The organism is Streptomyces sp. NPDC004111 (genome assembly GCF_042874215.1).
Lineage (GTDB): Bacteria > Actinomycetota > Actinomycetes > Streptomycetales > Streptomycetaceae > Streptomyces.
On record NZ_JBIAMU010000017.1, the window covers coordinates 164,890 to 189,170 of the forward strand.

The following is a 24,281-nucleotide window of genomic DNA, read 5'->3' on the forward strand; positions in this document are numbered from 1 at the left end:
GTACGAGACTCCTCGTATTTTGACAGATGCCGTACTACGATGGTTACCGTACTAGCGGCAACCGGCATTCCCCCGAACGGAGTTCGCTGTGAGCAACCTCTTCCAGCCCATCACCCTGCGCGAGCTGACCATCCCGAACCGGATCTGGATGGCTCCGATGTGCCAGTACTCGGCCCTGCCGGACGGGCCCCTGGCCGGGGTTCCGCAGGACTGGCACTTCGCGCACTACGCCGCGCGGGCCATCGGCGGCACCGGGCTCGTCCTCACCGAGGCCACCGCGGTCAGCCCCGAGGGCCGGATCAGCCCGTACGACCTGGGCATCTGGAACGACGCCCAGACCGAGGCGTTCCGCCGCATCACCTCCTTCCTGAAGGCCCAGGGCACGGTGCCCGGCATCCAGATCGCGCACGCCGGGCGCAAGGCGTCCACCGAGCGCACCTGGAAGGGCGGCCACCCGGTCGGTCCCGAGGAGCACGGCTGGCAGCCGGTGGCGCCCAGCGCCGTGCCGTTCGCCGAGGGGCACCCCGTCCCCGACGAACTGAGCACGGCCCGGATCGCCGAGGTGGTGGAGCAGTTCGCGGACGCCGCCCGCCGGGCCCTCGACGCGGGCTTCGAGGTCGCCGAGATCCACGGTGCGCACGGCTACCTGATCGGCCAGTTCCTCTCCCCGCACTCCAACCGGCGCACCGACGCCTACGGCGGCTCGTTCGAGAACCGCACCCGCTTCCCGCTGGAGGTGGTGGACGCGGTGCGCGCGGTCTGGCCCGAGGACAAGCCGCTGTTCTTCCGCATCTCGGCCACCGACTGGCTGGAGGGCGAGGCGGGCTGGACCGCCGAGGAGACCGTCCGGTTCGCCGCGGCCCTCCACGCGCACGGTGTCGACCTGCTGGACGTCTCCACCGGCGGCAACGCCTCCGGGGTCCGCATTCCCACCGGCCCCGGGTACCAGGTCCCGTTCGCCACCCGGGTCAAGAAGGAGACCCCGCTGCCGGTCGCCGCCGTCGGCCTCATCACCGAGGCCGCGCAGGCGGAGAAGATCGTCGCCAACGGCGAGGCGGACGCGGTCCTGCTCGGCCGGGAACTGCTGCGCGACCCGTCCTTCGCGCAGCACGCCGCCCGCGAGCTGGGGGCGGAGGTCCACGTCCCCGCGCCGTACCACCGCTCGGTCTGATCCGGCGCGGCACGCGCGCACCGGCCGGGGCCGGCGGGAGGGGTCCCGGCCGGTGGGACCGGACGCAAGGGGGCGGCGGGGCAGGGGCCCGGCCGGTCACGGCACGGCGAAGGGTTCCGTCGCCCCGCTGAACGGTCCGCTCCCGGCGCTGTCCCCGTGGTAGCGGATGCGGTATTCGCCGGGCGTCGGACGCTCGGGAATCGCCCAGGTGAGGGTGGCCGTGGAGGTGGTGCGGCCGGTGCGGGCCCAGCGGAAGGTGGTCGACCAGTCGCCGTCGTCGGCCACCCGGATCCACTCCCCGCCGGACGCGGTGCCCGGTGCCGCGCTCCCGGCCCCCTCCCCCGCGTCCCCCGCTTGCCCGCCGCCCTCGCGGCGTTCCACGGTGAGGTAGGTGCCGCCCCTGCGCAGGACGTTGTTCGGGTGGGCGGCGACGAAGGTGGCGGTGACCCGGTTTCCCATGCGGGCGAAGGACAGCACGTCGCCGTACGCCCGGCCCGGGTGCGGTTCCTCGCGGGCCGGGGTGCGCCGGTCGGGGCGGGCCCGGGGCAGCGGCTCGGGGGTGCCCCGGCGGACCGGGCGGCCGTCGCGCAGGGCGGTGGCCAGCAGCGCAGCCGTCTGGCAGAGGGCAGGCAGCTGCCAGCGGCCGAACAGGGTGCTGCCGCCCTCGTACTCCTGGGCGTCGTACTCCTCGGGAGTGGTGACGTAGTGGAAGTAGCCGTTGCTGTAGCTCGCGACGAGGACGTCGTCGAGGTCGGCGCCGACGATCCCGGCGACCGTACGGCGCAGCCGCAGACCCGCGACGATGGTCACCTCGCCGGGGATGCCGAGGAGGTACAGCCGCCCGACGCGCAGGAGCTGCACCGGTACGCGTTCCTGCACCATCGGCCGCAGCCGGTTGACGGGACCGGCCGGCAGGACCAGGGCCTTGGGGGCGTGGGCGTCGCGCAGGGCGGGCGACAGGGCGTAGATCACCCGCTGGGAGAGGGCGTCCCAGACCGGGTTGCGGCCCTCCCGGAATCCGGCGAACCCCCGGCCGTCGGCCCAGGCGCCCGCGAGGGCCGCCGCACCCCCGACGGGACCGCCGGTGCGGTGGGCGCGGCCGTCGCCGGTGAACTCGGGGCCCACCTCGGTGCGGGAGAGGTCGAGGTGGGTGATCCGGTGGTCGAGCGGGCCGGTGAGCGGGACGGCTTCGGCGAACAGGCCGGTGGCGGACTCCTGTTGGCGGGTGCCGGTGATCCGGGTGTTCTCGTACTCGTCCTCGGTGGGGCCGCTGCCCGGCCGGAGGTTGAGGTTCGGGGACATGTCTCCGGCGTTGGTCTGGGCGAACGCGGTGATCAGGGAGGGGGGTTCGGGGCCGAGGTAGTCGGCGCCGCCCTCCAGCCGCTCCCACTTGTAGGCGGCGTACCCCTTGTTGTCGCTGCTGATGAGGGTGTTGGTGTTGGTCATGCTGGTGTTGTGCACGGGGAACCAGTGCACGGCACCCGCGGGCCGGCCGTCCCTGGTGATGCGCAGCAGGGTGGTGTGCGGGTCGACGGCCTCGGGGAAGCAGGCGCGGTCGTGCCCGGGGTTGCGCTCGAAGGCGCGGCGGGAGCGGTTGGCGCTGGTGCCGTGGAGTTCGCCGTGGGCCAGCGAGAGTTCGGCCGGTGCGAGGTCGTCCAGGGCGGCGAGCGCGGCCTGGGTGATGCCGTCGACGATCGCGGCGAACGTCTTGGGGCGGAAGCCGCCGGTGTTGCTGTTGTAGAGCGCGTGGTGGAAGTAGCCGCCGGGGCCGCAGTGGGTGTGGGTGGCGGTGATCATCACGTTGGACTCGGTCCAGCCCTCGGGCAGCCGCCGCAGGACCTCCTGGACCAGGCCGCCGGAGATCAGCGGCAGTTCGCAGACCACCAGGAGCAGCCCGCGGTCACCGGCGGCCGTGCCCTCGGCGAGGGCGAAGGCCCGCGCGCGCAGGCGCGTGTGGATGCCGGTGGTCTGCTGGCCGGCCTTGCCGTAGCCGAGCATGCCGCACTCGGCGGCCTCCCCGGTGATGTCGGCGATGCCTCGGCCGGCCAGGTGACTCATGGGTGCTCGCTCTCCGGTACGGATGTGACGGGTGCCGCGGTCGCGGTCGGTGCGGTGCGCCTGAGCAGGAGTCCGGCCGCACCGGCCGCGAAGAACATCAATACCCCGTACGTGGCGCCGGGGACGGCCATTTCGCTGCTCCCGAGGATGCCCAGGGCGATGGTGATGGCCAGGGTGGTGTTGTGCAGTCCGATCTCCATGCAGGAGGCGACCGCCTGCCGGCGTTCCACCCCGCACAGCCGGGGCACCCAGTAGCCGACGGACAGGCTGCACACGAGCAGCGCCAGCGACACCGGGCCGAGTTCGCGCAGGTAGCCGCCCAGGCTGTCGCGCTCCTGGAGCGAGGCCCCGACGATGATCAGTACCAGGATCGCCACCGAGGCGATCCGCACCGGCCGGTCGGCGCGCTCGGCCAGGCGCGGGGCACGCGATCTGACGTACATCCCGAGCGCGACGGGGATCAGGACGAGGGCGAACACCTGGAAGGTCTTGCCGAACTGGAGCCCCAGGTCGGTGCCGTCGCCGAGGAAGTGCTGGGCGGAGAGGTTGAGGACGAGGGGCAGGGTGACCACCGAGAGCACGGAGTTCACGGCGGTGAGGGTGATGTTGAGGGCGACGTCGCCGCCGTAGAGATGGCTGAAGAGGTTGGCGGCGGTGCCGCCGGGCGAGGCGGCGACGAGCATCATCCCGGTCGCCAGGACCGGGGACAGGCCGAAGGCCACGACCAGGCCGAAGCAGACCGCCGGGAGCAGCAGCATCTGGCAGACGAGGGCGACGACGGTGGCCCTGGGGTGGGCGAGCACCCGCCGGAAGTCGGCGGGTGCCAGCCCGAGTCCCAGGCCCAGCATGATGACGGCGAGCGCGAACGGCAGAGCTACGGCGGCGAGGCCCATACGACGAGTCCCTGACGGTGGCGGTCCGAGGTGCCTGACGGTGGAACCGCGTGCGGGTGGGGCGGACGGGCCGGGCGCGGCGGCGGTGCGGTGCCGCGCGGCCCGGGTGCGCAGCGGGCGGGGTCAGTGGAACAGGTCCGGCTCCGACGCGGTGATCTGGTCGAACAGCGGCTGCGCCTGGAACCAGCCCGCGAAGGAGCCGCCGAGCTGGCCCCGGGTGATCAGGGCCGTCTCGCGGTCGATCTGCCGGGGTGTGCCCGCGGCCGACGCGAGGAGCTGGGCCTGGCAGGAGCGCTCCATGGTGACGAACCACCAGACGGCCTCGGCGACGCTGCCGCCGACGGTCAGCAGTCCGTGGTTCTGGAGGATGACGGCCTTGTGCGCGCCCAGGGCCCTGCCGATCCGCTCGCCCTCCTCGGCGTCGCTGACCACGCCCCGGTAGTCGCTGTAGAGGCCGTGGTCCTCGAAGAACGCGCAGGCGTCCTGGGTGATCGGGTCCAGGAGTACGCCGAGGCTGGAGAAGGCCTTGCCGTGCAGGGAGTGCGAGTGCGCGGCGGCGATGGCGTCGGGGCGGGCGCGGTGGACGGCGGCGTGGATGACGAAGGCGGCCCGGTTGACGGGGCGGTTGCCGTGCAGCAGGTTGCCGTCGTGGTCGACCAGGATCAGGTCGGAGGCCTTGATCAGGCCGAAGGCCATGCCGAAGGGGTTCACCCAGAAGCGGTCGGGGTGTTCGGGGTCGCGGACGGTGATGTGCCCGGCCACCCCCTCCGAGAAGCCGAACCTGCCGAACAGCCGGAATCCGGCGGCCAGTTGTTCCTTGCGGTACTGCCGCTCCTCCTCGACGGTGTCGAAGACCGGCGGCACGGGGACGGAGGCGCCGGGCGGCATGGGGCCCGCGGCGGCGGCGATGACCTGCTCCATGGTGGGTGACGTCATGACTGAGCTGACTCTCCTCGTCGGCGGGTCCATCTCGGCGTACCGACTGGATGGTTTCCAAGGCTGCGGAGACTGTCAAGGAATTCTGCGCCCAACGGTCGCGGAACTCCGCCCGGCACCGTCGCCGGGCCACCGGAACAATCCCGGCTTACCGCCCTGACCTGGGCGAACGCCGGATCTCAGGGCCATTGTCAGTGGTGGGGTGCAGACTGGCCGATACCTGGAGACAACGACGTCTGGGAGGTGTCGGCCATGTCCGACGTACTGCTCGCTGTAGGTACACGCAAGGGACTCTTCCTCGGCCGCAGGCGCGACGGCGGGGAGTGGAAGTTCGACGGCCCGCATTTCAACGCGCAGGCGGTGTACGCGGTGGGGATCGACCGGAGCGGGCCCTCGCCCCGGCTGCTGGTCGGCGGGGACAGCGCGCACTGGGGCCCGTCGGTGTTCCACTCCGACGACCTCGGCGCGACCTGGACCGAGCCCGACAAACCCTCCGTCAAGTTCCCCAAGGACACCGGCACTTCGCTGGAGCGGGTGTGGCAGCTCCATCCCGCGGGCCCGGCGGCCCCGGGCGTGGTGTACGCGGGGACGGAGCCCGCGGCGCTGTACCGCTCGGAGGACCGCGGGGAGACCTTCGAGCTGGTCCGCCCGCTGTGGGAGCACCCGACGCGCTCCCAGTGGGTGCCGGGCGGCGGTGGCGAGGCGGTGCACACCGTGATCACCGATCCGCGGGACGCCGGCGCGGTGACGGTGGCAGTGTCGACGGCCGGGGTGTTCCGCTCGCGGGACGGCGGGGCGAGCTGGGCGCCGTCCAACAAGGGGGTGTCGGCCGTCTTCCTGCCGGACCCGAACCCGGAGTTCGGCCAGTGCGTGCACAAGATCGCCCAGGACGCCGTCGACCCGGACCGGCTGTATCTGCAGAACCACTGGGGGGTCTTCCGCAGCGACGACGCGGGGGCCGACTGGACGGACATCGGCGAGGGCCTGCCGTCGACGTTCGGCTTCGCGGTGGCGGCGCACCCGCACCGCGGGGACACCGCGTACGTCTTCCCCATCACCGCGGACTCCGACCGGGTTCCCGCGGACCGCAAGTGCCGGGTCTACCGCACCCAGGACGCGGGCAAGAGCTGGGAGCCGCTGACCACGGGCCTGCCGCGCGAGGAGCACTTCGGGACGGTGCTGCGCGACGGCATGTGCACGGACGACAACGACCCGGCCGGGGTCTACTTCGGCAACCGCAACGGGGAGGTGTTCGCGAGCGACGACGACGGCGACAGCTGGCAGCAGCTCGCCTCGCACCTGCCGGACGTGCTGTGTGTGCGGGCGGCGGTGATCGGCTGAGGGGGCGCCGCGCACGGGTACGGCCGCCGGGAAGGGCCCGGCCGCCGGAGGAGCCCCGGCTGTCGGACTAGCCCAGTAGAGTGACGCCCTGTGACAGCAAGACCGTTGAAAGAGAGCGTCGAGCCCGGCTGGGCGGACGCGCTGGAGCCCGTGGCCGGACGGATCGCCGCGATGGGCGATTTCCTCCGGGCCGAAGTGGCCGCCGGGCGCACCTACGTACCGGCGGGGGTGAACATCCTGCGGGCGTTCCAGCAGCCGTTCGACGAGGTAAGGGTCCTGATCGTCGGTCAGGACCCCTACCCGACACCGGGACACGCGGTGGGGCTGAGCTTCTCGGTGGCGCCGGACGTGCGCCCGGTGCCGCCCAGCCTGGACAACATCTTCTGGGAGATGCACACCGACCTCGGCCATCCCCGCCCCTCCAACGGGGACCTCACCCCGTGGACGAAGCAGGGTGTGCTGCTGCTCAACAGGTCGCTCACCACCCAGCCGCGCAAGCCCAACGCCCACCAGGGCAAGGGCTGGGAGCAGGTCACCGAGCAGGCCATCACGGCGCTGGCGGCGCGCGGCAAGCCGCTGGTGGCGGTGTTGTGGGGCAGCAACGCCCGCAGCCTGAAGCGTCTGCTCGGCGGCGTGCCGTGCATCGAGTCGGTGCATCCGTCGCCCCGGTCGGCGGACGGCGGTTTCTTCGGTTCGCGCCCCTTCAGCCGGACCAACGAGCTGCTGGTCCAGCAGGGGGCCGCCCCGATCGACTGGCAGCTGCCGTAGCCGATGGGTACGCACGCGGAGGCCGAGGCGCGGTACGTCCTCGGGGTGGACTCGGGGGGTTCGGGGATCCGGTGCGCGGTGGTGCGCGTCGACGGCGGTGGCGGCGACGGGCCGCCGGTCGGCCCGGTGGTGTCCTCCACGCCGGTGCGCACCGGCCCCGGCGGGATCGACGCCGGGCACCTGAGGGAGCAACTGGTGCCCGCCGCGCGGGAGTTGCTGGCCCGGTCGGGTGGGCGGGGTTTCGCCGCCGTGTGCGTCGGCGCCGCCGGGATGGCCACGCTCGGCGACGATCTGCGGGCCCGGCTGCCGGGAATGCTGGAGGCCGAGTTCGGTGTGCGGCGGGTGGCGCTCGCGGGCGACGCGGTGACCGCGTACGCCGGTGCCCTCGGGGCGCGGCCGGGCGCGGTGGTCGCCGCGGGCACCGGGCTGATCGGCATCGGTACCGATCTCGCGCGGTGGCGGCGGGCGGACGGCTGGGGGCATCTGCTCGGCGACTGCGGCGGTGGCGCGTGGATCGGCAGGGCCGGTCTCGAAGCGGCGATGCGGGCCTTCGACGGGCGGGACGGCGGCTCGGCGGCGCTGCTCGCGCGGCTGGAGGACGTGTTCGGCCCCGCGGCCGGGCTGCCGGGGCAGCTGTATCCGCGCGGCGACCGGCCAGCGGTGCTGGCGTCGTTCGCGCCGGAGGTGGCGGCGTGCGCCGGTACGGACGCGGTGGCTCAGGGCATCCTGCGGGAGGCGGCCGGGCACATCGCCGCGACGGCCGCGGCGGTGTGCCCGGCCGGGGGCGGCGATGTCGCGTTCACCGGAGGGCTGCTGAAGCTGGGCGCTCCGCTGCTGGAGCCGCTGGCGGCGGAGGTCGCCGCGCGGCTGCCCGGGGCCCGGCTCCGGCAGGCGGCGGGGGATCCGCTGGACGGGGCACTGCTGATCGCCTCGATGCTCGCGAAGGGCGGTCCCGCGTTCCCGTGCGATTCGCACATGTTGCACGTATCCGGCCATCAAACCCGTTGAATTGCAGCGCATTCACCGTCATTCACTGGATAAATCGGGACAGATACCCCTCGAATGCACCCTCCCCGAACGGACGCACCCGCAAAGCCAGTAGCATGCGGCGCCATGAGCTCCCCCACTGGGCCCGCCTCCGGCCTGCCTGTACGAATGCCGCGCCCCCGCCAGCCCGGACGCCACCGCCGTCCGGAGCCCGTGGCGGCTCCCGAGGGCGCGCCCGCCCTTGTTCTCGCCGTTCCCGGCGAGCCGACCACCGCCACGCGCAGCCTGGCGGAAGAACTCCTCAGCATCGCCCGTTCCGAGCTGCCGGGCCTCGACGCCCGGATCGGCTACCTCGACGGTGACGCCGAGGGCGAGTACCCGACGCTGGACGCCGTGCTCGCGCACGCCGCCGCCGAGCGCACCGCCCGCTACGAGCAGGCCCTGGCCGCCGGACGCGAGGTGCCGGCGCCCGAGGGTCCCGTCGCCGTCGTGGTGCCCCTGCTGGCCGGTCCCGAGGCCTCCACGATGCGCCGGATACGGCAGGCACTGGTGGACAGCCACGCCGCCGCCGAACTGACCGACGTGCTCGGCCCGCACCCGCTGCTGGCCGAGGCCCTGCACGTGCGCCTCTCCGAGGCCGGTCTCTCGCGCGCCGACCGCGCCCGGCTGTTCACGGTCGCCACGGCGGCCGACGGCATCGTGCTGGCCACCGTCGGCGGCGAGGAGGCCGTCCAGGCGGCCGGCATCACCGGCATGCTGCTGGCCGCCCGCCTCGCCGTTCCGGTGATGGCCGCCGCGCTCGACGAGGAGGGTTCGATCGCCTCCATCGCCGACCAGCTGCGCTCCTCCGGCTCCGGCAACCTGGCGCTCGCCCCGTACCTGATCGGCCCGGAGGTCGCCCCCGACCTGCTGGAGACCGCCGCGAAGGAGGCGGGCTGCGCGTTCGCCGAGCCGCTCGGCGCCTACCCGGCGATCGGCAAGCTGGTGCTGTCGCAGTACGCGACCGCGCTGGGCATCACGCCGCAGCAGCCGCAGGGAGCCCCGGTCCACTGACCACCGCCGTCCGCCCGTGAGGCGGGTACGGACAAGGCACGCGAAGCCCAGGAGGAGGGCCCGCACCGGTTCGCCGGAGTGCGGGCCCTCCTCCGTTTCCCGCGAGCGGGCGGCCCGCTCAGCCGAAGACCACGCAGGACGCCGCCGGGGCCTCCACCGAGCCCGCCCGGTGCGGCATGCCGCTCTGCGGGTCGATGTCGAACCAGGTGACGTCGCCGGAGCGCTCGTTGGCCGCGTACAGCCTGCGGCCCGCCGGGTCGAGGGCGAGGTCGCGCGGCCAGTGGCCGCCGCACCCCACCGTGGTGCGCAGCTCGGCCCGCTCGCCGTCGGCAAAGAGGGCGAACACCGAGATGCTGTCGTGGCCGCGGTTGGCGGCCCACAGGAAGCGCCCGTCACGGGCCACGACGACCTCCGAGGCGAAGCTGGGGCCCTGCGCGTCCGCGGGGAGCAGGGGGGCCTCCGAGAGCGGCGTGAGGGTGCCCGTGGCGGCTTCCCAGCGGCACACGGTGAGGGTGGGCACCAGTTCGTGCACGACGTACGCGAACCTGCCCTCGGGGTGGAAGGCGAGGTGGCGGGGGCCGGTGCCGGGGCGCAGGGCGGTCTCGGAGTGCACGGCGAGGGTGCCGGCGGTCCCGTCCGGCGCGCAGACGCGCACCGAGTCGGTGCCGAGGTCGACGCTCAGCACCCACCGGCCGGTCGGGTCGGGCAGCACCTGGTGGGCGTGCGGCCCCTCCTGGCGGTCCGTGTCGGGGCCGCTGCCCAGGTGGTGCAGGACGCAGGACGGCTTGTCGGGGGTGCCGTCGGCGCGCAGCGGCAGGACGGTGATGCTGCCGGAGCCGTAGTTCGCGACGACCAGGTGGTCGCCGGCCCGTGCGAGGTGGGTGGGCGAGCCGCCGCCGACCGGCACCGGCGGGCCCAGCGGCCGGGGCTGCGCGCCGTCGACGTCGAACGCGGCCACCGCGCCGTCGTCCGTCTCGCTCACCGTGTGCAGCACCCGCCCGCCGGGGGCGAGTGCGAGGTACGAGGGGTTGGCCACGGCGTCGCTCGCGCCGAGCACCGTGAGGGCGCCGGTCAGCGGGTCCACGGCGGCGGCGAGCACGCCGCGGCCGCCCTCCGAGGTGAAGGAGCCGATGAAGGCCCGTTCGCCCCGGCCGGACGTCCGGCCCGCCGGGCCCTGTTCCCGTCCTTCAGGGAGCCCTTCGGAGGATCCCCCGGGCTGTGCCTCCGATGCCGTGCTGCTGCTCACCGTGCAGCCCCTTTCCGCGAGTTCGTGTGTGCCGGGCCGACGGTAGCAGGGCGGTCTAGACCATGATCGGGGTACGGGGCCTCAGACCGCGGCCCCGCCCCGGGCGCGTACCAGCGCGTCGTCGTGGTGCGTGAACAGCGGGCTCAGCTCGGTGTTGTCGTAGGTGCGGTGGAAGACCGCGGTGGCGGCGCCGGACATCGGCGGCACGATCCACGACCAGTCGGCGGCGACGTCCCGCCCTTTCGCCTCCTCGCGGGCGAGGTGGGTGAGGAAACGTTCCGACTCGGTGTGGTGGTCGGCCATGGTGACGCCCGCGCGGTCGAAGGAGTGCAGCATGGCCCGGTTCAGTTCGACGAGCGCGCGGTCCTTCCAGAGCGAACGGTCGGTGGAGGTGTCCAGACCCAGGCGTTCGGCGAGCGGTCGCAGCAGGTTGTAGCGGTCGGCGTCGGCGAGGTTGCGGGCGCCTATCTCGGTGCCCATGTACCAGCCGTTGAAGGGCGCGCAGGGGTAGCAGATGCCGCCGATCTCCAGGCACATGTGGGAGATGGCCGGAACGGCGTGCCAGCGCAGCCCCCACTCCCGGGCCCAGGTGTCCTCGGGGTGCTCGATCGGAACTTCGAGGACGGCGTCGGCGGGCAGCTCGTAGCTCCGCGGTCTGTCGTCGCTGCCCTGCACGATCAGCGGCAGCACGTCGAAGGGGCTGCCGGGACCGCCGCGCCAGCCGAGCCGCAGGGCGAGGTCGGTGAGGCCGGTGTTGCGGGGGTCGCCGACGGTGCGGCCGTCCGCGGTGGTGTATCCGGCGTAGCGGACGAGCTGTTCGTTCCAGATCCGGGGGCCGGGGCGGGCCGGGGTGTCCGGGGCGAAGACCGTGATGAGCGGGCGGATGCGGCCGTCGTTGCCGGCCTCGCGCAGGTGGTCGGCACACTCGCGGGCGACGGTGTCGGCGTCGCTGATGTGGCGGCGGTCGCGGACGCGCAGGGAGTTCCAGTAGAGGCGGCCGATGCAGCGGTTGCTGTTGCGCCAGGCGACGCGGGCGCCGAAGGCGAGTTCGTTCGGGGTGTGGCGGTAGGTGCCGGTGGCGTCGATCTCCGCGTGCACGGCGGCGAGCCGCGGGGCGGGGTCGCCGTGGTCGGGCTGCTCGTGGTGGTGCAGACGGACGAAGTCGTCGGCGAGGTGGTGGAGCTGGGTGAGGCTGAGGGCGTAGGCGCGGTTGTCGGGGTCGGCGGGGTGCGGGCCGGCTCTGTTTCCCGGTGGGGCCCCGCCTTCTCCGCCGCCTCTGCCATGGGCCGCCGCGTCCCCGTGCCCTCTGCCACCGGCCGCCGCGTCCCCGCCGCCCCTGCCACCGGCCGTCGTTCCTCCGCCGCCGCCTCCCCCTCCTCTCCCGCTCTCGGCGCCTGCGTGGCCGAAGGGGCAGAGGGCCGGACGCGTGGGGCCGGGCGCCCGGTCGTGCCGCTCGGGCGGGGCGCCGCCGGGTATGGAGGTGACGGAACGCTGAAGATCGTTGTGCATCCTGCTCGCATCCCCAGGCATCGAAGAATCACGCGGATCGCGGTCCGGAATTCCGCGCCCCGGGCCGTTCCCCCGCATGATGCCGCCGGGTTTACCCCCGATGTACGGCCGTCACCCAGTTGTGCGGGCTCCCACGGGAAGCGTGCGGGAGTACGCAGGGGCGCGAGCGGCTCGGTGAGCGCCCTGCCGGGGACGGTCTCCCCCGGTGGCTCAGCAGTCGCCCACCGGGGCCCGGCGGGGCTGCCCGCCGAGGGGCACGGCCAGCTGCGCCAGCGTGCGTTCGATCGCGTGCAGATGCACGAGGGCGGTCACGTCGGCGATGTGCTCCTCGCCGGGGGCGTGCTGTGCTCCGGTGCCCGCGCCCGCCGGGGAGGTGAGGGCCTCCACCGCCTTCTCCACCCGCCAGCACGCCGCGGTGAGGCGTTCGTCGTGGGAGGCCTCCGCGTCGGCGGCGATGCCGGCCAGGCCGCGCACCTCGCGGGCGCAGTCGTCGAGCAGGGCCACCACCTGGCGGGCCCTGGCCTTGCGGGCGCGCAGCGGGCTGAGCGGGTGCAGCAGCGGGGCGAGGGAGAGCCGGACGCGGCCGAGGAGCAGTTCGAGTTCGGCGGCGTGCGGGGCCGGGTCGGCGTGCTCGTGGCCGGCGAGCCTCGCGGCCGCCTCGGTGGTGCAGTGCCGGACGCTGTGCAGGGCGCGCTGGATCCACGCGTCGGTGGAGGCGTGCGTGGTGACCGGCAGGACCACGGCGACGGCGAGCGCGGCACCGAGCGCGCCGACCGCCGTCTCCTGGACGCGCAGCAGGAGCAGCCCGGGGTGCAGCACGCCGAGCAGCCCGTACAGCAGGCCCGCCATGACGGTGACGAAGAACATCATCCAGCTGTAGCTGGGGCCAGCCGTGTAGAAGATGCCGAAGACGCACACCGCGACCAGGGCCGCGGTGGGGGCGGGCGCGCCGTGCAGCGGGACCGCGATCAGGAGGCCCGCGGCGATGCCCAGGACGGTGCCGAGCACCCGGCGGAAGCCGCGCACCAGGGTCTCGCCGCGCGAGGTGGTGTTGACGAAGACCCACCAGGCGGCGCCGACGGCCCAGTACCAGCGGTCCTGCGAGAGCACCTGTCCGAGGGCCAGCGCGAACGCGCAGGCGGCGGTGACCTGGAGGGCCTGCCGGGTGGTGGGCCGGGAGAGGCCGAGGCCGGTGAGCGGGGCGGGGCCCGCGGCCGGCGGGGTGCGCCGCTCGACGGGCCACAGCACGAAGCGGACGGCGGCGGCCACCGCGACGGCGAGCGCCACCGCCCCGTACAGCTCGGGGAGCTGGCCGGGGACCGCGTGGAGGAACTGCGTGACGAAGAACATCATGAAGGCGAACGTGCCGAGCGCGTGCCCGCGCGGCCCCCACCGCCTGGCGTACGCCCCCACCAGGACCACGGCGAGGAAGCCGAGGTCGCGCGGCAGCGGATGGTCGTGGAGGAGGGTGGCCAGGGCGAGGACGGGGAAGCCCGCGGCGGGCAGCAGGGCCGTGGTGAGGCCCTGGCCGCGGACGGTCGGGTCCTGGACGGTGAAGAGCGCGAGCAGCGCGGCGAGTCCGCCGACGATGGACGCGGTCAGCGACATGCCGCAGAGTTCGGCGACGGCGACCGCGCCGCCGATGCCGATGACGGCGCGGGTGGAGACCCGCAGGCGCAGCAGTCCGGGATCCGGTGCGTGGAACATCCTCTTCACAGCGGCAGCCCCGCCCCCTCTGTGTCGTGCGCGGGCGCCCGCGCACGGGCACCGGGGTGCGCGCGGCGGGGTCCGCTCGGGCATGGAAAAGGCGCCGCGGGCCGGTGGCGGCGTCGTCGCCGCACCGGCCGCTGCGCGGCGCCGTCGAAGTCAGCGATCAAGCAGTCAGTACGCAGAGGAAAGCATTAAGTGGGACAGTGGCTCAACTGGCACTGCGAGGACTGTGCCATTGGCCCAGTCGCACGGCGTGCGGCAGAACCACGAGGAGACCAACGGACCATGGCGGTGGACGCGCTCGACACCCGCATCCTGAAGCTGCTGATCGAGCAGCCGCGCACCAGCGTGCGCGAGTACGCGCGGATCCTGGGCATCGCGCGCGGCACCCTCCAGGCACGGCTCGACCGGCTGGAGCGGGAGGGGGTGATCACCGGTACGGGTCCTTCCCTGTCCCCCGCCGCGCTCGGTCACCCGGTGCTGGCCTTCGTGCACGTCGAGGTGACGCAGGGGCATCTGGTCGAGGTCGGGGACGCGCTCGCCGAGGTGCCGGAGATCGTGGAGGCGTTCTCGATCACGGGCGGCGGGGATCTGCTGACGCGGGTGGTGGCGCGGGACGCGGGGCACCTGGAGGACGTGATCCAGCGGCTCATCCAGCTGCCGGGGGTGGTCAGGACCCGGACCGAGGTGGCCCTGCGGGAACGGGTGGCGCACCGGCTGCTGCCGCTGGTGGAGGCGATCGGGCGGGCGAGGCCCTAGCCGGGCCGGGGTCCCCGGCGGCCCGGCGCGCTCGGCCGGGCGGCCCTTCGGTGATCGGGACCCGATGTCCCAGACTGGCCCCATGAGCACTTCGCACCCCCTTTCGGTCATCTTCGATCTCGACGGCACGCTGGTGGACAGCGAGCCGAACTATTACGAAGCGGGGCGCAGGCTCCTCGCCCGGCACGGCGTGCCGGACTTCGGCTGGGACGAGCACGCCCGGTACATCGGCATCGGCACCAGAGAGACGCTGGAGACGCTGCGCGACAAGTACGGCATCGCCGCCGGCGTGGACGCGCTGCTGGCCGAGAACAACCGGCTCTACCTTGAGCTGGCCGCCACCGCCACCGAGGTGTTCCCCGAGATGCGCAAGCTGGTGGAGCGGCTGCACGCGGACGGGGTGCCGATGGCGGTGGCGTCCGGGTCCTCCCGGGACGCGATCGAGGCGGTGCTCGCGGGGACGGGGCTGGCCGCGCAGCTCGGCGAGGCGGCGGGCGGGGTGCTGGTGTCGGCGGAGGAGGTGGCGCACGGCAAGCCCGCGCCGGACGTCTTCCTGGCCGCCGCCGCCCGCCTCTCGGCGGAGCCCGGCTACTGCGCGGTGTTCGAGGACGCGGCCCCGGGGGTGACGGCGGCGTTCGCGGCCGGGATGCGGTGCGCGGCGATCCCGTACGTGCGCGGCAGCGAGAGCGATCCGGCGTTCACCAACGCGGACCTGCTCTTCCGCGGCGGCCAGGCCGACTTCACGGCCGAGGCGGCGTACGTCTGGCTGGGCGTCTGACGAAGGCCGGGGCCCGCTCCGCCGCACGGTGGGTGCGGCGGAGCGCGTCCCGGCGACCCTGAACAGGCCCCGCACAGGGGCGGATCGGCCGCCGGTCCCGGGCGGACCGCCGCGCGGACCGTGGACCGGCCGCGGACGGCAGCGTGTCCGGTCCCGCTGTCGTGACCAGTGGGCCCGGCGCACCCCATAACCCCCGTCGTATGCCCTTCCGGGATGCCCTCATTAGTCATGTCCACGCTCATACTCGCGTCGTACGTGTGAAGCCCATGTGACGCACGCGTACGCAGGAACACACGGCAACGCACACATCTCTCCCACCCCCACCCACGATCGGAGTGGACGTTGCAGCCCACCAGATGGACGGCCTCCGTGGCAGCGCTGGCGCTGACCGCGGGGCTCGTGAGCACGCTCGCGGGCACCGCCGCCGCCGCGCAGCAGGAACCGAAACCCGCCCCCTCCCCGCAGGCCAAGTCCGCGCAGCGGGCCATCGCCGCGGCCGACGCGGCGGTGCACAGCGGGTTCGACGCGGCGGTCAACGCCCCGTCGGAGACGTACGAAAGACGCCTGGTCACGCCCTGGGTGAAGGACCTGTACTCGGTGGCGTACGAGCGAAGATACCGGGGCCTGCCGGTCGTCGGCGGTGACGCGGTGGTCCTCGCCGACGGCGAGGGCAACGTCCGCTCCCTCCAGTCCGCCTCCTCGGCCCGGATCGACGTGGCGACCACTCCCACGGTCGGCGCAAAGCGCGCCGAGGCGATCTCGCGCACCCAGCAGGCCAGGACCGACAAGGTGACCAGCAGCCGACTGGTCGTCAGGGTCAAGGACGGCAAGCAGGTACTGGCCTGGGAGACGGTGCTGAGCGGCCGTCAGGCCAAGGCGCCCAGCAAGCTGCACGTCTTCGTGGACGCGCGGACAGGCAAGGTGGTCGACCGGTACGACGACGTGGTCGCGGGCACCGGCAACAGCAAGTGGAACGGCCCGAACCCGCTCACCATCGACACCACCAACTCGGGCGGCACCTACTCGCTGCGCGACCCGAACCGCCCCGGCCTGAGCTGCGCGGACTACAGCGGCGGCATCTTCTCGAAGTCGACGGACTCCTGGGGCAACGGCAACCCGACCTCCAAGGAGACCGGCTGCGTCGACCTCATGTTCGGCGCGCAGAAGCAGTGGGACATGCTCGGCCAGTGGCTGGGCCGCAACGGCGTCAACGGCCAGGGCCGCAGCTTCCCCGGCAAGGTCGGCCTCAACGACCTCAACGCGTACTGGGACGGCAGCTCCGTCACCATCGGCCGCAACACCGCCAACGAGTGGATAGCCGGCGCGGACGTCGTCGCCCACGAGTACGGGCACGCCATCGACTCCAACACCCCCGGCGGCACCAGCGGCCAGGAGTCCGGGCTCGGCGAGGCCACCGGTGACATCTTCGGTGCCCTCACCGAGGCGTACATGAACCAGCCCTCGCCGTACGACGTCCCCGACTACACCGTCGGCGAGATGATCAACCTCCAGGGCCGCGGCCCGATCCGCAACATGTACAACCCGCCCGCGGTCAACAACGACCCGGCCTGCTACAGCTCCTCGATCCCCGGCACGGAGACGCACGCCGCCGCGGGTCCGCTCAACCACTGGTTCTACCTGCTCGCCGAGGGCACCAACCCCGGCGGCGGCAAGCCGAACTCCAGCACCTGCAACCAGACCACCCTGACCGGGGTGGGCATCCAGAACGCCGGCAAGATCTTCTACGGGGGGATGCTGCTCAAGACCAGCAGCATGTCGTACAAGAAGTACCGCACGGCGACGCTGAACTCGGCGAAGAACCTCGACCTGGCCACCTGCAACCTGTTCACCAAGACCAAGGCCGCGTGGGACGCGATCAGCGTGCCCGCCCAGGCCGGTGACCCGACCTGCACCCCCAGCGGCCAGAACAACGACTTCTCGATGGCGCTGAACCCGGCGTCCGGCACCGTCCAGCAGGGCGCCTCGGTCAGCACCACCGTCACCACCAACACCACGACCGGCAACGCCCAGTCGGTGACGCTGTCGGCGAGCGGCCTGCCCTCCGGGGTCACCGCTTCCTTCAACCCGGCCACCGTGCAGTCCGGCCAGTCCTCGACGCTGACGCTGTCGGCGACCGCGAACGCGGCCCCGGGCACCTCCACCGTCACGGTCAAGGGCCAGGGCACCACGCTGTCGCACACGGTCGACTACTCGCTGAACGTCGGCAACACCCAGCCCCCGAACGACCCGCCGAACATCAGCGTCGACAACGTCCGCGCGCACCTGACCCAGCTGAACACCATCGCCACCCAGAACGGCGGCAACCGCCGCGCGGGCAGCGCCGGTTACACCCAGTCGCTGGCGTACGTGAAGGGCAAGCTCCAGGCTGCGGGCTACACCGTCACCGAGCAGACCTGCACCAGCTGCACCTACCCGTCGAACAACCTGATCGCCGACTGGCCCGGCGGCCCCGAGGACCAGACGGTCATGTTCGGCGCGCACCTGGACGGCGTCTCGGCGGGTCCCGGCATCAACGACAACGGATCCGGCTCGGCGACCCTGCTGGAGAACGCGCTCGTCCTCGCCCAGAAGAACCCGACGATGACCAAGCACGTCCGGTTCGCCTGGTGGACGGACGAGGAGCAGGGCCTCAACGGCTCGAAGTTCTACGTGAACCGGCTGACCGCGGCGCAGCGCGCGGCCATCAAGGGCTACTACAACTTCGACATGGTCGGCTCGACCAACGCCGGCTACTTCATCAACAACGTCAACTCCACCACCGCCGCCCCGCTCAAGGCCTACTGGACGTCGCTGAACCTCGCCCCCGAGGAGAACGTCGAGGGCCAGGGCCGCAGTGACGACGCCTCCTTCCAGGCGGCCGGCATCCCGACCTCCGGCTACGCGGCGGGCGCCAGCGCCCGCAAGACGGCGGCCCAGGCGCAGAAGTGGGGCGGCACGGCCAACGCCGCCTACGACTCCTGCTACCACAGCGCCTGCGACACCACGAACAACATCAACGCCACCGTCCTCGACCGCAGCGCCGACGGCGTCGCGTACGGCATCTGGAAGACCTCGGTGGGCACCGGCACCCCGACGCAGGACTTCTCGGTCGGCGTGAACCCGGCCGCGGGCAGCGCCAACCCGGGCGGCAGCACCACCGCCACCGTCAGCACCACCACGGTGAGCGGCAACCCGCAGCAGGTCGCCCTGTCCGTCTCCGGCGCCCCCGCCGGGGTCACCGCGACCGTCAGCCCGGCCACCGTCCAGTCCGGCGCCAACGCCACGCTGAACGTCCAGGTCGGCGCGAACACCGCCGCGGGCACCTACACCCTCACCGTCACCGGGGCAGGCACCGTCTCCCACAGCACCACCTACACGCTGACCGTCGGCGGCGGCACCGGCTGCACGCCGCGCCAGCTGGTCGTCAACGGCGGCTTCGAGAGCGGCAGCACCGGCTGGACGGCGACCGAGGGCGTCATCACCACCCAGGCGGGCCAGCAGCCGCACGGCGGCACCTACAAGGCGTGGCTGAACGGCTGGGGCTCCCCGCACACCGACAGCGCCGCCCAGACGCTGACCGTCCCGGCGGGCTGCGCCTCGTACAAGCTCTCGTTCTTCCTGCACATCGACACGGACGAGAACGAGAACGTGGTGTACGACCGCTTCACCGTCCAGGTCGGCAACCAGACCCTCCAGACCTTCTCCAACGTGGACGCCAACACCGGCTACGCGGAGAAGACCTACGACCTCGCGCAGTTCGCGGGGCAGACCGTCACGCTGAAGTTCACGGGCACGGAGGACCAGTCCCTCCAGACCTCGTACGTGGTGGACGACGTCACCCTGCAGGTCGGCTGACCGATCCGCAGCACCACCGCCCCAGGGGCGGCGCCCGTTCCGGCCGTGCGGCCGGGGCGGGCGCCGCCCCGGCGCGCTTCCCGGTCAACTCCGCCGACCCGCACGGGTGTTGCGGTCTCCGTTTGTGACACAGACCACACCGCTTCTCACCCATTACTTAGGTAAGCCTAAGCTAAGTTAGTCCGCGTCGGCCTCCACTCAGGAGGCACTTCTGCCACAGGAGACGTACCCGGTATGTCCACGCTCACTCGTCACATCCGCCGCACCGCCGCCACCGCCGTCGCGCTCGCCGCGGGCAGCACCCTCGCGCTGACCACGGCCACCACCGCGCACGCGGCGAAGCCCGCCGCCGGATCGACCGTGACCTCCGCGCAGTTGACCGCAGGCCTCTACCAGTCGTCGTACTCCGAGCGGAACCACGTGCTGTGGGCGACCGCCGCCGTGGGCCGCCCGCCGGTCACCAACTCCTCACTGCTGAAGGTCGATCCGGCCACCCTCAAGGTGCGGGCCACCTACACCCCGCCGGTCACCGACCCCGCGACCGGGGCCGTCGAGGCCGTCTACGGCGTGGCCGTCGACGACGAGCACAACACCGTCTGGACGACCAACACCCGCAACAACTCGGTGTCCGTCTACAGCCAGCGCGACGGCAAGCACCTGGCGAGCCTGCCGAACGTGGCGCACGCCCGCGAGATCGTGGTCGACGAGCGGCACAACACGGTGTGGGCGAGCGGCTTCGGCGACGGCACCCTGGTCGCCTTCGACTCCCGTACGTACAAGGAGAAGAAGCGCGTCACCGTCACCGGCAGCCAGCCCACCGGGCTCGCGCTGAACGAGCGGACCGGCACCGTCTACGCGGCCGACCTGGGCGGGGACCGGATCGTCGAGGTCTCCCCGTACGCCAAGGAGCCCCGCCTGATCCCCACCGGTGACGGCCCGATCTCCGTCGCGCTGTCCGCCGACGGCCGCACCGCGTACACCGCCGACCAGGCCGCAGGCACCCTCTCGGTGGTCGACCTGCGCAAGGGCGCCGTCACCACGACCGTACCCACGGGCGCCGGCGCGCTGTCCGTCGCCGCCGACCACCGCTCGGGCCGCGTCCTGGTCGCCAACCGCACGGCCGGCAACGTCACCGTCGTCGACCCGCGCAAGGGCGCCGTCGTCGAGACCCTCGCCACCGGCGCCAACCCGAACCACGTCACGGTCGCACGCGGCAACGCGTACGTCGTCGACAAGTCCGCGGTCGGCGCCAACCGCGAGGACCAGGCCCACCGGATCCGCATCGGCCGCTGAGCGGCGCGGTCGATCGACCACCTCGGATCCGGTGGGCGGGCACGGCAGGGGGGACCTCTGCCGTGCCCGTCCCGCGTTCCCGCCGCACACGGCCTAGGGTGGCCGGGTGTCGACCTTCAGCATCGGCCAGGCAGCGCGGCTGCTCGGCGTGAGCCCGGAAACCGTACGGCGGTGGGCGGACGGTGGTCAGTTGCGGATGGAGCGCGACGGTGCGCGCAACCGGCTGATCGACGGAGTGAGCCTGGCCGCGTTCGCGCGCGAGCGGGCCCGGGGGCAGCATCCGGTGAGCGACGAGGTCCGGACCTCGGTGCGCAACTCCTTCACCGGCATCGTCACCGCCGTCCGTCTCGACGACGTGGTCGCCCAGGTGGAGATGCAGTCGGGGCCGCACCGCATGGTCTCCGTGGTCAGCCGTGAGGCGGTCGACGAACTGGGCATCGAGGTCGGCGTCACGGTCACCGCGCGGGTGAAGTCGACGAATGTACACATCGACAGGCCGGGGCAGCGGCCCTGAGCGCTCCGCGGTTCAGCACCCCGGTACTTCACCGGCAGTGCAGCGCCGCGTACAGGTCGAGCCGGTGGTCGAGACGGGCCAGGTCGCGGCCGGTGAGGGCCTGCACGCGCTGGATGCGGTAGTGCACGGTGTTGACGTGCAGGCGCAGGGCCTCGGCGGTCCGGGCCCATGAGCCGCTGTGCGCCAGATAGGTCTCCAGGGTGTGCAGCAGCATGCGCGTCGAACGGTCGCGCCCCGCGGCCAGCGGCCCGAGCACCTTGGCGGCGAACGCGGCCCGCACCTCGGCGGGTACGCCCGCGAGCAGGGTGCTCAGGGTGGTCAGGTCCCGGGGTCCGGTCAGCAGGGAGGCGTACGGAGTGGTGGCGCGCGCGACGGCCAGGGCGTAGCGGGCCTGGGTCAGGCCACCGGCGAGCTGCCCGGCCGTGTGCACGGCGGCACCCAGCCCCGCGTGCAGGGCAACGTCCGGGGTCAGCCCCGCCAACCGGTCCCAGCATGCGGCGAGTTCCGCGTCCTCCCCACTTCCCCGGCCTTCTCCGCTCCCCCGGCCCTCCCCACAGGCCGCGCCACCGTCGCCCCCCGCCCGGTCCCCACCGGCCGCACCGCCGTCGCCGCCCCGCTCGTCCTCGCCGTCCTCCCGCGGCCCCGTCGGCCGGAACACCGCCGCCGCGGTGCCGTCGGGCAGGGTGCCGACCGCGAACCGGGGCCGCCCCGGCAGGTGGTGCAGGGCCTCCGTGAGTGCGCCCACCGCCGGCGCGCCCGTCGCCCCCCGTCCCTCCCCCGCCGCGTCCGCGCCGCGCCCACCGCCGTCCGACCGCTCGCCCGGTGCGGCAACGACGATCTGCCACGGGCCCTCCTCGGGCAGGCCGCAGGCGCTCAGCAGGGTGTGCGGCGCGTCGGCATCCGCTCGCGCGGCGGCCCCGTCGAGGTGCGCGAGGAGCCTTGTGGCCGCCCGCGCCGCCTCGGCCTCCTCGCGGAGGATCCGCTCGTGCTGCCGGGTGAGCACGTCGGCCAGCTCGTGCAGCACCCGGAGCGGAACGGCCCCGGGTTCGTGCGGCAGCAGGTGGCGGGTGTCGTACGGGGTGGCCTCCGTCGCGAGGCGCAGGGCGGAGCCGTCCGCCTTCGCCAACTTCTCCACCACAGCCGCCGGTTGCAGCGCCGGAGCGGACGCGGTCCGGGCGACGGTACGGCCACTGGAGGTCAGCAGGTGGCAGGCGGGGCTGCCGAGGTGGGCAAGCGCCCGGCCCAGGAGCGTGCCGGCGTCCGCGCCGGCCGCCAGCAGGCGGTCCAGTTCGGCGCGCACCGGCGACGGGAGGGCGTGGCCGCCGGAGGGGCGACGGCCCGGACCGGCCTGCGGGTGGAGGGAGTCGAGCTGGAGAAGGTCACAGACGTGCATGCGTGGTGGCTCCTTGGCGTGAGTGCCGGGCTGCGGACACGACAGCTCACATTCACCAGTCGATTACGGGTTCCAGCATCTTAAATGCGAACCGATCGGCCCGGTATCCCTCTTTTTTGATCATCCAGCGACAAGGGTTCGGTGCCGTACTTTCCGCGTACCCGGCGAACCGTCGGTTGCGAGCCGGTCTCTCGCACACACCTCACATCAGCAAGGTTCCCCGGGTGTTTCGGCGGGCATTCTGGAGGAAGGACATCAGGCTGCCAACGGGCACTGCCCGCGGGAGGGGATCCGGATGGACACGACTGCGACGGCCGCCGGGGCCGCGGAGGCACAGGGCCCGGCGAGGACGCCCGTACTCGCCGTCACGGGCGCGGTCGGCCGGCCGCTGCGGCTGACGGTGGCCGAGCTGCGCGACCGCTGGCCCGCCCGGACCACCGTAGCCCGCTTCCACTGCGTCACCAGCGGAACCCGGCTGCACACCTTCCGGGGCCCGCTGCTGCGCGAGGTGCTGACGGCAGCGGCCCCCGAGTTCGGCCCGGCGCGCCGCAAGGACCGCTCCCGCGCTCTGATCGAGGTCCACGGCGAGGACGGCCACGGCACGGTGCTCTCCTGGGCCGAGATCGACGAGGACTTCGGCGACGCGCCGGCCCTGCTCGCCACCGCACTCGACGGACAGCCCCTCGACGCGTGCGGCAGCCAACTGGTGGTGCCGACGGACCGGTGCGGGGCGCGCTACATCAGCGGGATCACCCGGGTGCTGCTCAGCGCCCGCTGATCCCGCCGGACCGTGCGGGCGGGTTCACGACTCCTCGGACGCGTGGTCGCGGGGCGGCGCTGCCGCCCTCCTCCTGCGGTACACCACCGCTCCCGCCAGAGCCAGGAGGAGGACGGCCACCGCGGCCACCCCGAGTTCCGTGCGCTCCGCGAAAAGCTTGGCCAGCACTTCGAGCGCGCCGATGCCCACGGTCGCGTAGAGCAGCGCCCAGGCCGCTCCGCCCACGAACAGTGCGGGCAGATAGCGCGACAGCGGCATGCGCATGGTGCCCGCGAGGAAGTTGGCGGCGGTCTGGAACCCGATGGTCAGGAAGGAGACGGCGACCACCGGCGCCCCCCACCGCTGGATGGCCCCTTCGACGCGCCGGAACCGGGGCGAGGACATCCGCTCGGCGAACCTGCTGCGCCGGGCACCGGCATTGGCCAGGGCGCCGACGGCGAACGTCCCGCCCGCCCGGAGCAGGACGATGGCATACAGACCGACGGCCGTGAGCGCGATCTTATCCACGGCGCCCTGCCCCACGACGGGCGCGAGCCCGGTCTCCGTCTCTCATCTTCGCCTGACCTCTGCCCGTTCCCTGTGTCTCCACCATGGCGGCACGGGGATTCCGAGCCTACCGCTGAGCCACATCCACCCTAACCGAACGCATTTGCGACACATCGGACGGTCGACGGGTGAACCGGGGTGGTGGACGGGACCGCCGGACGGCTCCGGGCTACCCGAGGAACGACAGCCGCACCTGCCGGTCCGGGTTGTCCACGTTGGTGTCCACCAGGCAGACGGACTGCCATGTGCCCAGCTCCAGGCGGCCGTTGAGCACCGGCAGGGTGGCGTGCGGCGGCACCAGGGCGGGGAGTACGTGGTCGCGGCCGTGCCCGGGGGTGCCGTGGCGGTGCTGCCAGCGGTCGTCGGCCGGGAGGAGGGTGTGCAGGGCGGCGAGGAGGTCGTCGTCGCTGCCCGCGCCGGTCTCCAGCACGGCGATGCCGGCCGTGGCGTGCGGGACGAAGATGTTGAGCAGCCCGTCCCGGCCGCCGGCCGCGTCGGCGAGGAAGCTCGCGCAGTCCGACGTGAGGTCGGCGACGGTCTCGGACGAGCCCGTGGTGAGGTGCAGGACGCGGGTGGTGAATGTGTCGGCCATATTTCCATGTTCGCGCACCGGGCCCGGAAATGGCTGCCTGGTGAGATACGGCATCCGGATGGCGAGACTGCTGTTGACCGTGTCCTGACGCTCTCGCTACG

20 protein-coding genes are annotated in these 24,281 nt (G+C 73.2%); 11 read left to right on the plus strand and 9 right to left on the minus strand.

Annotated features, from left to right (window positions below; translation table 11 throughout):
- The first annotated feature begins 88 nt into the window (after positions 1 to 88).
- A complete protein-coding gene (locus tag ACFYVL_RS30510; RefSeq protein WP_389250498.1) occupies positions 89 to 1,171 on the plus strand; it encodes an NADH:flavin oxidoreductase/NADH oxidase in 1,083 nt (360 codons plus the stop codon).
- 96 nt (positions 1,172 to 1,267) lie between these two features.
- Here ACFYVL_RS30510 and ACFYVL_RS30515 read toward each other — a convergent pair whose 3' ends face one another.
- The 3 genes from ACFYVL_RS30515 to ACFYVL_RS30525 form a co-directional block, all read right to left on the minus strand.
- Positions 1,268 to 3,229: a neutral/alkaline non-lysosomal ceramidase N-terminal domain-containing protein gene (locus tag ACFYVL_RS30515; RefSeq protein WP_389250500.1), complete on the minus strand. Its 1,962-nt coding sequence runs from the start codon at positions 3,227 to 3,229 to the stop codon at positions 1,268 to 1,270.
- On the minus strand, positions 3,226 to 4,122 hold the full coding sequence (locus ACFYVL_RS30520; protein WP_389250503.1) for a bile acid:sodium symporter family protein: 897 nt from the start codon (positions 4,120 to 4,122) through the stop codon (positions 3,226 to 3,228). Before ACFYVL_RS30520 ends, ACFYVL_RS30515 begins: the two co-directional genes overlap by 4 nt.
- Before the next feature lie 123 nt (positions 4,123 to 4,245).
- Positions 4,246 to 5,010, minus strand: a complete 765-nt coding sequence (locus ACFYVL_RS30525; protein ID WP_389250693.1) for a class II aldolase/adducin family protein — start codon at positions 5,008 to 5,010, stop codon at positions 4,246 to 4,248.
- Positions 5,011 to 5,310: 300 nt separating this feature from the next.
- On the opposite strand from ACFYVL_RS30525, the gene ACFYVL_RS30530 reads away from it, so the two are divergent.
- The 4 genes from ACFYVL_RS30530 (at position 5,311) to ACFYVL_RS30545 (ending at position 9,207) form a co-directional block, all read left to right on the plus strand.
- On the plus strand, positions 5,311 to 6,399 hold the full coding sequence (locus ACFYVL_RS30530; protein ID WP_389250505.1) for a WD40/YVTN/BNR-like repeat-containing protein: 1,089 nt from the start codon (positions 5,311 to 5,313) through the stop codon (positions 6,397 to 6,399).
- Positions 6,400 to 6,489: 90 nt separating this feature from the next.
- Positions 6,490 to 7,167: a uracil-DNA glycosylase gene (locus ACFYVL_RS30535; protein ID WP_389250507.1), complete on the plus strand. Its 678-nt coding sequence runs from the start codon at positions 6,490 to 6,492 to the stop codon at positions 7,165 to 7,167.
- 3 nt (positions 7,168 to 7,170) lie between these two features.
- Positions 7,171 to 8,175, plus strand: a complete 1,005-nt coding sequence (locus ACFYVL_RS30540; protein ID WP_389250510.1) for an N-acetylglucosamine kinase — start codon at positions 7,171 to 7,173, stop codon at positions 8,173 to 8,175.
- A 105-nt stretch (positions 8,176 to 8,280) separates the two neighbouring features.
- A complete protein-coding gene (locus tag ACFYVL_RS30545; protein WP_389250511.1) occupies positions 8,281 to 9,207 on the plus strand; it encodes a sirohydrochlorin chelatase in 927 nt (308 codons plus the stop codon).
- Positions 9,208 to 9,325: 118 nt separating this feature from the next.
- Here ACFYVL_RS30545 and ACFYVL_RS30550 read toward each other — a convergent pair whose 3' ends face one another.
- The 3 genes from ACFYVL_RS30550 to ACFYVL_RS30560 form a co-directional block, all read right to left on the minus strand.
- Positions 9,326 to 10,339 carry a lactonase family protein gene (locus ACFYVL_RS30550; protein ID WP_389250695.1) on the minus strand — a complete coding sequence of 338 codons (1,014 nt, stop codon included), beginning with the start codon at positions 10,337 to 10,339 and terminating at the stop codon, positions 9,326 to 9,328.
- Between the two features lie 195 nt (positions 10,340 to 10,534).
- Positions 10,535 to 11,962 carry a nitric oxide synthase oxygenase gene (locus ACFYVL_RS30555; RefSeq protein WP_389250513.1) on the minus strand — a complete coding sequence of 476 codons (1,428 nt, stop codon included), beginning with the start codon at positions 11,960 to 11,962 and terminating at the stop codon, positions 10,535 to 10,537.
- A 210-nt stretch (positions 11,963 to 12,172) separates the two neighbouring features.
- Positions 12,173 to 13,669 carry an FUSC family protein gene (locus ACFYVL_RS30560; protein WP_389250515.1) on the minus strand — a complete coding sequence of 499 codons (1,497 nt, stop codon included), beginning with the start codon at positions 13,667 to 13,669 and terminating at the stop codon, positions 12,173 to 12,175.
- 288 nt (positions 13,670 to 13,957) lie between these two features.
- Between ACFYVL_RS30560 and ACFYVL_RS30565 the strand changes: the two genes are divergently transcribed.
- The 5 genes from ACFYVL_RS30565 to ACFYVL_RS30585 all read left to right on the plus strand — a co-directional run bounded on the left by ACFYVL_RS30565 (position 13,958) and on the right by ACFYVL_RS30585 (position 20,871).
- Entirely contained in the window at positions 13,958 to 14,431 is a 474-nt protein-coding gene (locus ACFYVL_RS30565; RefSeq protein WP_389250517.1) for an Lrp/AsnC family transcriptional regulator, read from the plus strand.
- A gap of 82 nt (positions 14,432 to 14,513) precedes the next feature.
- Complete coding sequence (locus tag ACFYVL_RS30570; RefSeq protein WP_389250519.1) at positions 14,514 to 15,209, plus strand: HAD family hydrolase; 696 nt, start codon at positions 14,514 to 14,516, stop codon at positions 15,207 to 15,209.
- Between the two features lie 342 nt (positions 15,210 to 15,551).
- Entirely contained in the window at positions 15,552 to 19,064 is a 3,513-nt protein-coding gene (locus ACFYVL_RS30575; protein WP_389250521.1) for a M28 family peptidase, read from the plus strand.
- Between the two features lie 234 nt (positions 19,065 to 19,298).
- The gene (locus tag ACFYVL_RS30580; protein ID WP_389250523.1) at positions 19,299 to 20,357 is read left to right on the plus strand and encodes a YncE family protein; all 1,059 of its coding nucleotides are present in this window, start codon (positions 19,299 to 19,301) and stop codon (positions 20,355 to 20,357) included.
- Between the two features lie 106 nt (positions 20,358 to 20,463).
- Positions 20,464 to 20,871 carry a molybdopterin-binding protein gene (locus ACFYVL_RS30585; protein WP_389250525.1) on the plus strand — a complete coding sequence of 136 codons (408 nt, stop codon included), beginning with the start codon at positions 20,464 to 20,466 and terminating at the stop codon, positions 20,869 to 20,871.
- A 28-nt stretch (positions 20,872 to 20,899) separates the two neighbouring features.
- Here the strand turns inward: ACFYVL_RS30585 and ACFYVL_RS30590 are convergent, their stop codons facing one another.
- Positions 20,900 to 22,264 carry a PucR family transcriptional regulator gene (locus ACFYVL_RS30590; protein ID WP_389250527.1) on the minus strand — a complete coding sequence of 455 codons (1,365 nt, stop codon included), beginning with the start codon at positions 22,262 to 22,264 and terminating at the stop codon, positions 20,900 to 20,902.
- Between the two features lie 295 nt (positions 22,265 to 22,559).
- Between ACFYVL_RS30590 and ACFYVL_RS30595 the strand changes: the two genes are divergently transcribed.
- Entirely contained in the window at positions 22,560 to 23,042 is a 483-nt protein-coding gene (locus ACFYVL_RS30595; protein WP_389250529.1) for a molybdopterin-dependent oxidoreductase, read from the plus strand.
- A gap of 24 nt (positions 23,043 to 23,066) precedes the next feature.
- On the opposite strand, the gene ACFYVL_RS30600 is transcribed toward ACFYVL_RS30595, so the two are convergent.
- Together ACFYVL_RS30600 and ACFYVL_RS30605 are read right to left on the minus strand one after the other, a co-directional pair.
- Complete coding sequence (locus ACFYVL_RS30600; RefSeq protein ID WP_389250531.1) at positions 23,067 to 23,549, minus strand: DedA family protein; 483 nt, start codon at positions 23,547 to 23,549, stop codon at positions 23,067 to 23,069.
- Between the two features lie 208 nt (positions 23,550 to 23,757).
- Entirely contained in the window at positions 23,758 to 24,180 is a 423-nt protein-coding gene (locus ACFYVL_RS30605; RefSeq protein WP_389250533.1) for a secondary thiamine-phosphate synthase enzyme YjbQ, read from the minus strand.
- Between the last annotated feature and the right edge of the window lie 101 nt (positions 24,181 to 24,281).

What these genes read in the sequence shown, in the direction of transcription:
- ACFYVL_RS30515 (WP_389250500.1), bottom strand. Translation starts at nt 3,229, where the DNA reads ATGAGTCACCTGGCCGGCCGAGGCATCGCCGACATCACCGGGGAGGCC.
- ACFYVL_RS30520 (WP_389250503.1), bottom strand. Translation starts at nt 4,122, where the DNA reads ATGGGCCTCGCCGCCGTAGCTCTGCCGTTCGCGCTCGCCGTCATCATG.
- ACFYVL_RS30525 (WP_389250693.1), bottom strand. Translation starts at nt 5,010, where the DNA reads ATGCCGCCCGGCGCCTCCGTCCCCGTGCCGCCGGTCTTCGACACCGTC.
- ACFYVL_RS30530 (WP_389250505.1), top strand. Translation starts at nt 5,311, where the DNA reads ATGTCCGACGTACTGCTCGCTGTAGGTACACGCAAGGGACTCTTCCTC.
- ACFYVL_RS30540 (WP_389250510.1), top strand. Translation starts at nt 7,171, where the DNA reads ATGGGTACGCACGCGGAGGCCGAGGCGCGGTACGTCCTCGGGGTGGAC.
- ACFYVL_RS30545 (WP_389250511.1), top strand. Translation starts at nt 8,281, where the DNA reads ATGAGCTCCCCCACTGGGCCCGCCTCCGGCCTGCCTGTACGAATGCCG.
- ACFYVL_RS30555 (WP_389250513.1), bottom strand. Translation starts at nt 11,962, where the DNA reads ATGCACAACGATCTTCAGCGTTCCGTCACCTCCATACCCGGCGGCGCC.
- ACFYVL_RS30560 (WP_389250515.1), bottom strand. Translation starts at nt 13,669, where the DNA reads ATGTTCCACGCACCGGATCCCGGACTGCTGCGCCTGCGGGTCTCCACC.
- ACFYVL_RS30565 (WP_389250517.1), top strand. Translation starts at nt 13,958, where the DNA reads ATGGCGGTGGACGCGCTCGACACCCGCATCCTGAAGCTGCTGATCGAG.
- ACFYVL_RS30570 (WP_389250519.1), top strand. Translation starts at nt 14,514, where the DNA reads ATGAGCACTTCGCACCCCCTTTCGGTCATCTTCGATCTCGACGGCACG.
- ACFYVL_RS30580 (WP_389250523.1), top strand. Translation starts at nt 19,299, where the DNA reads ATGTCCACGCTCACTCGTCACATCCGCCGCACCGCCGCCACCGCCGTC.
- ACFYVL_RS30590 (WP_389250527.1), bottom strand. Translation starts at nt 22,264, where the DNA reads ATGCACGTCTGTGACCTTCTCCAGCTCGACTCCCTCCACCCGCAGGCC.
- ACFYVL_RS30595 (WP_389250529.1), top strand. Translation starts at nt 22,560, where the DNA reads ATGGACACGACTGCGACGGCCGCCGGGGCCGCGGAGGCACAGGGCCCG.
- ACFYVL_RS30605 (WP_389250533.1), bottom strand. Translation starts at nt 24,180, where the DNA reads ATGGCCGACACATTCACCACCCGCGTCCTGCACCTCACCACGGGCTCG.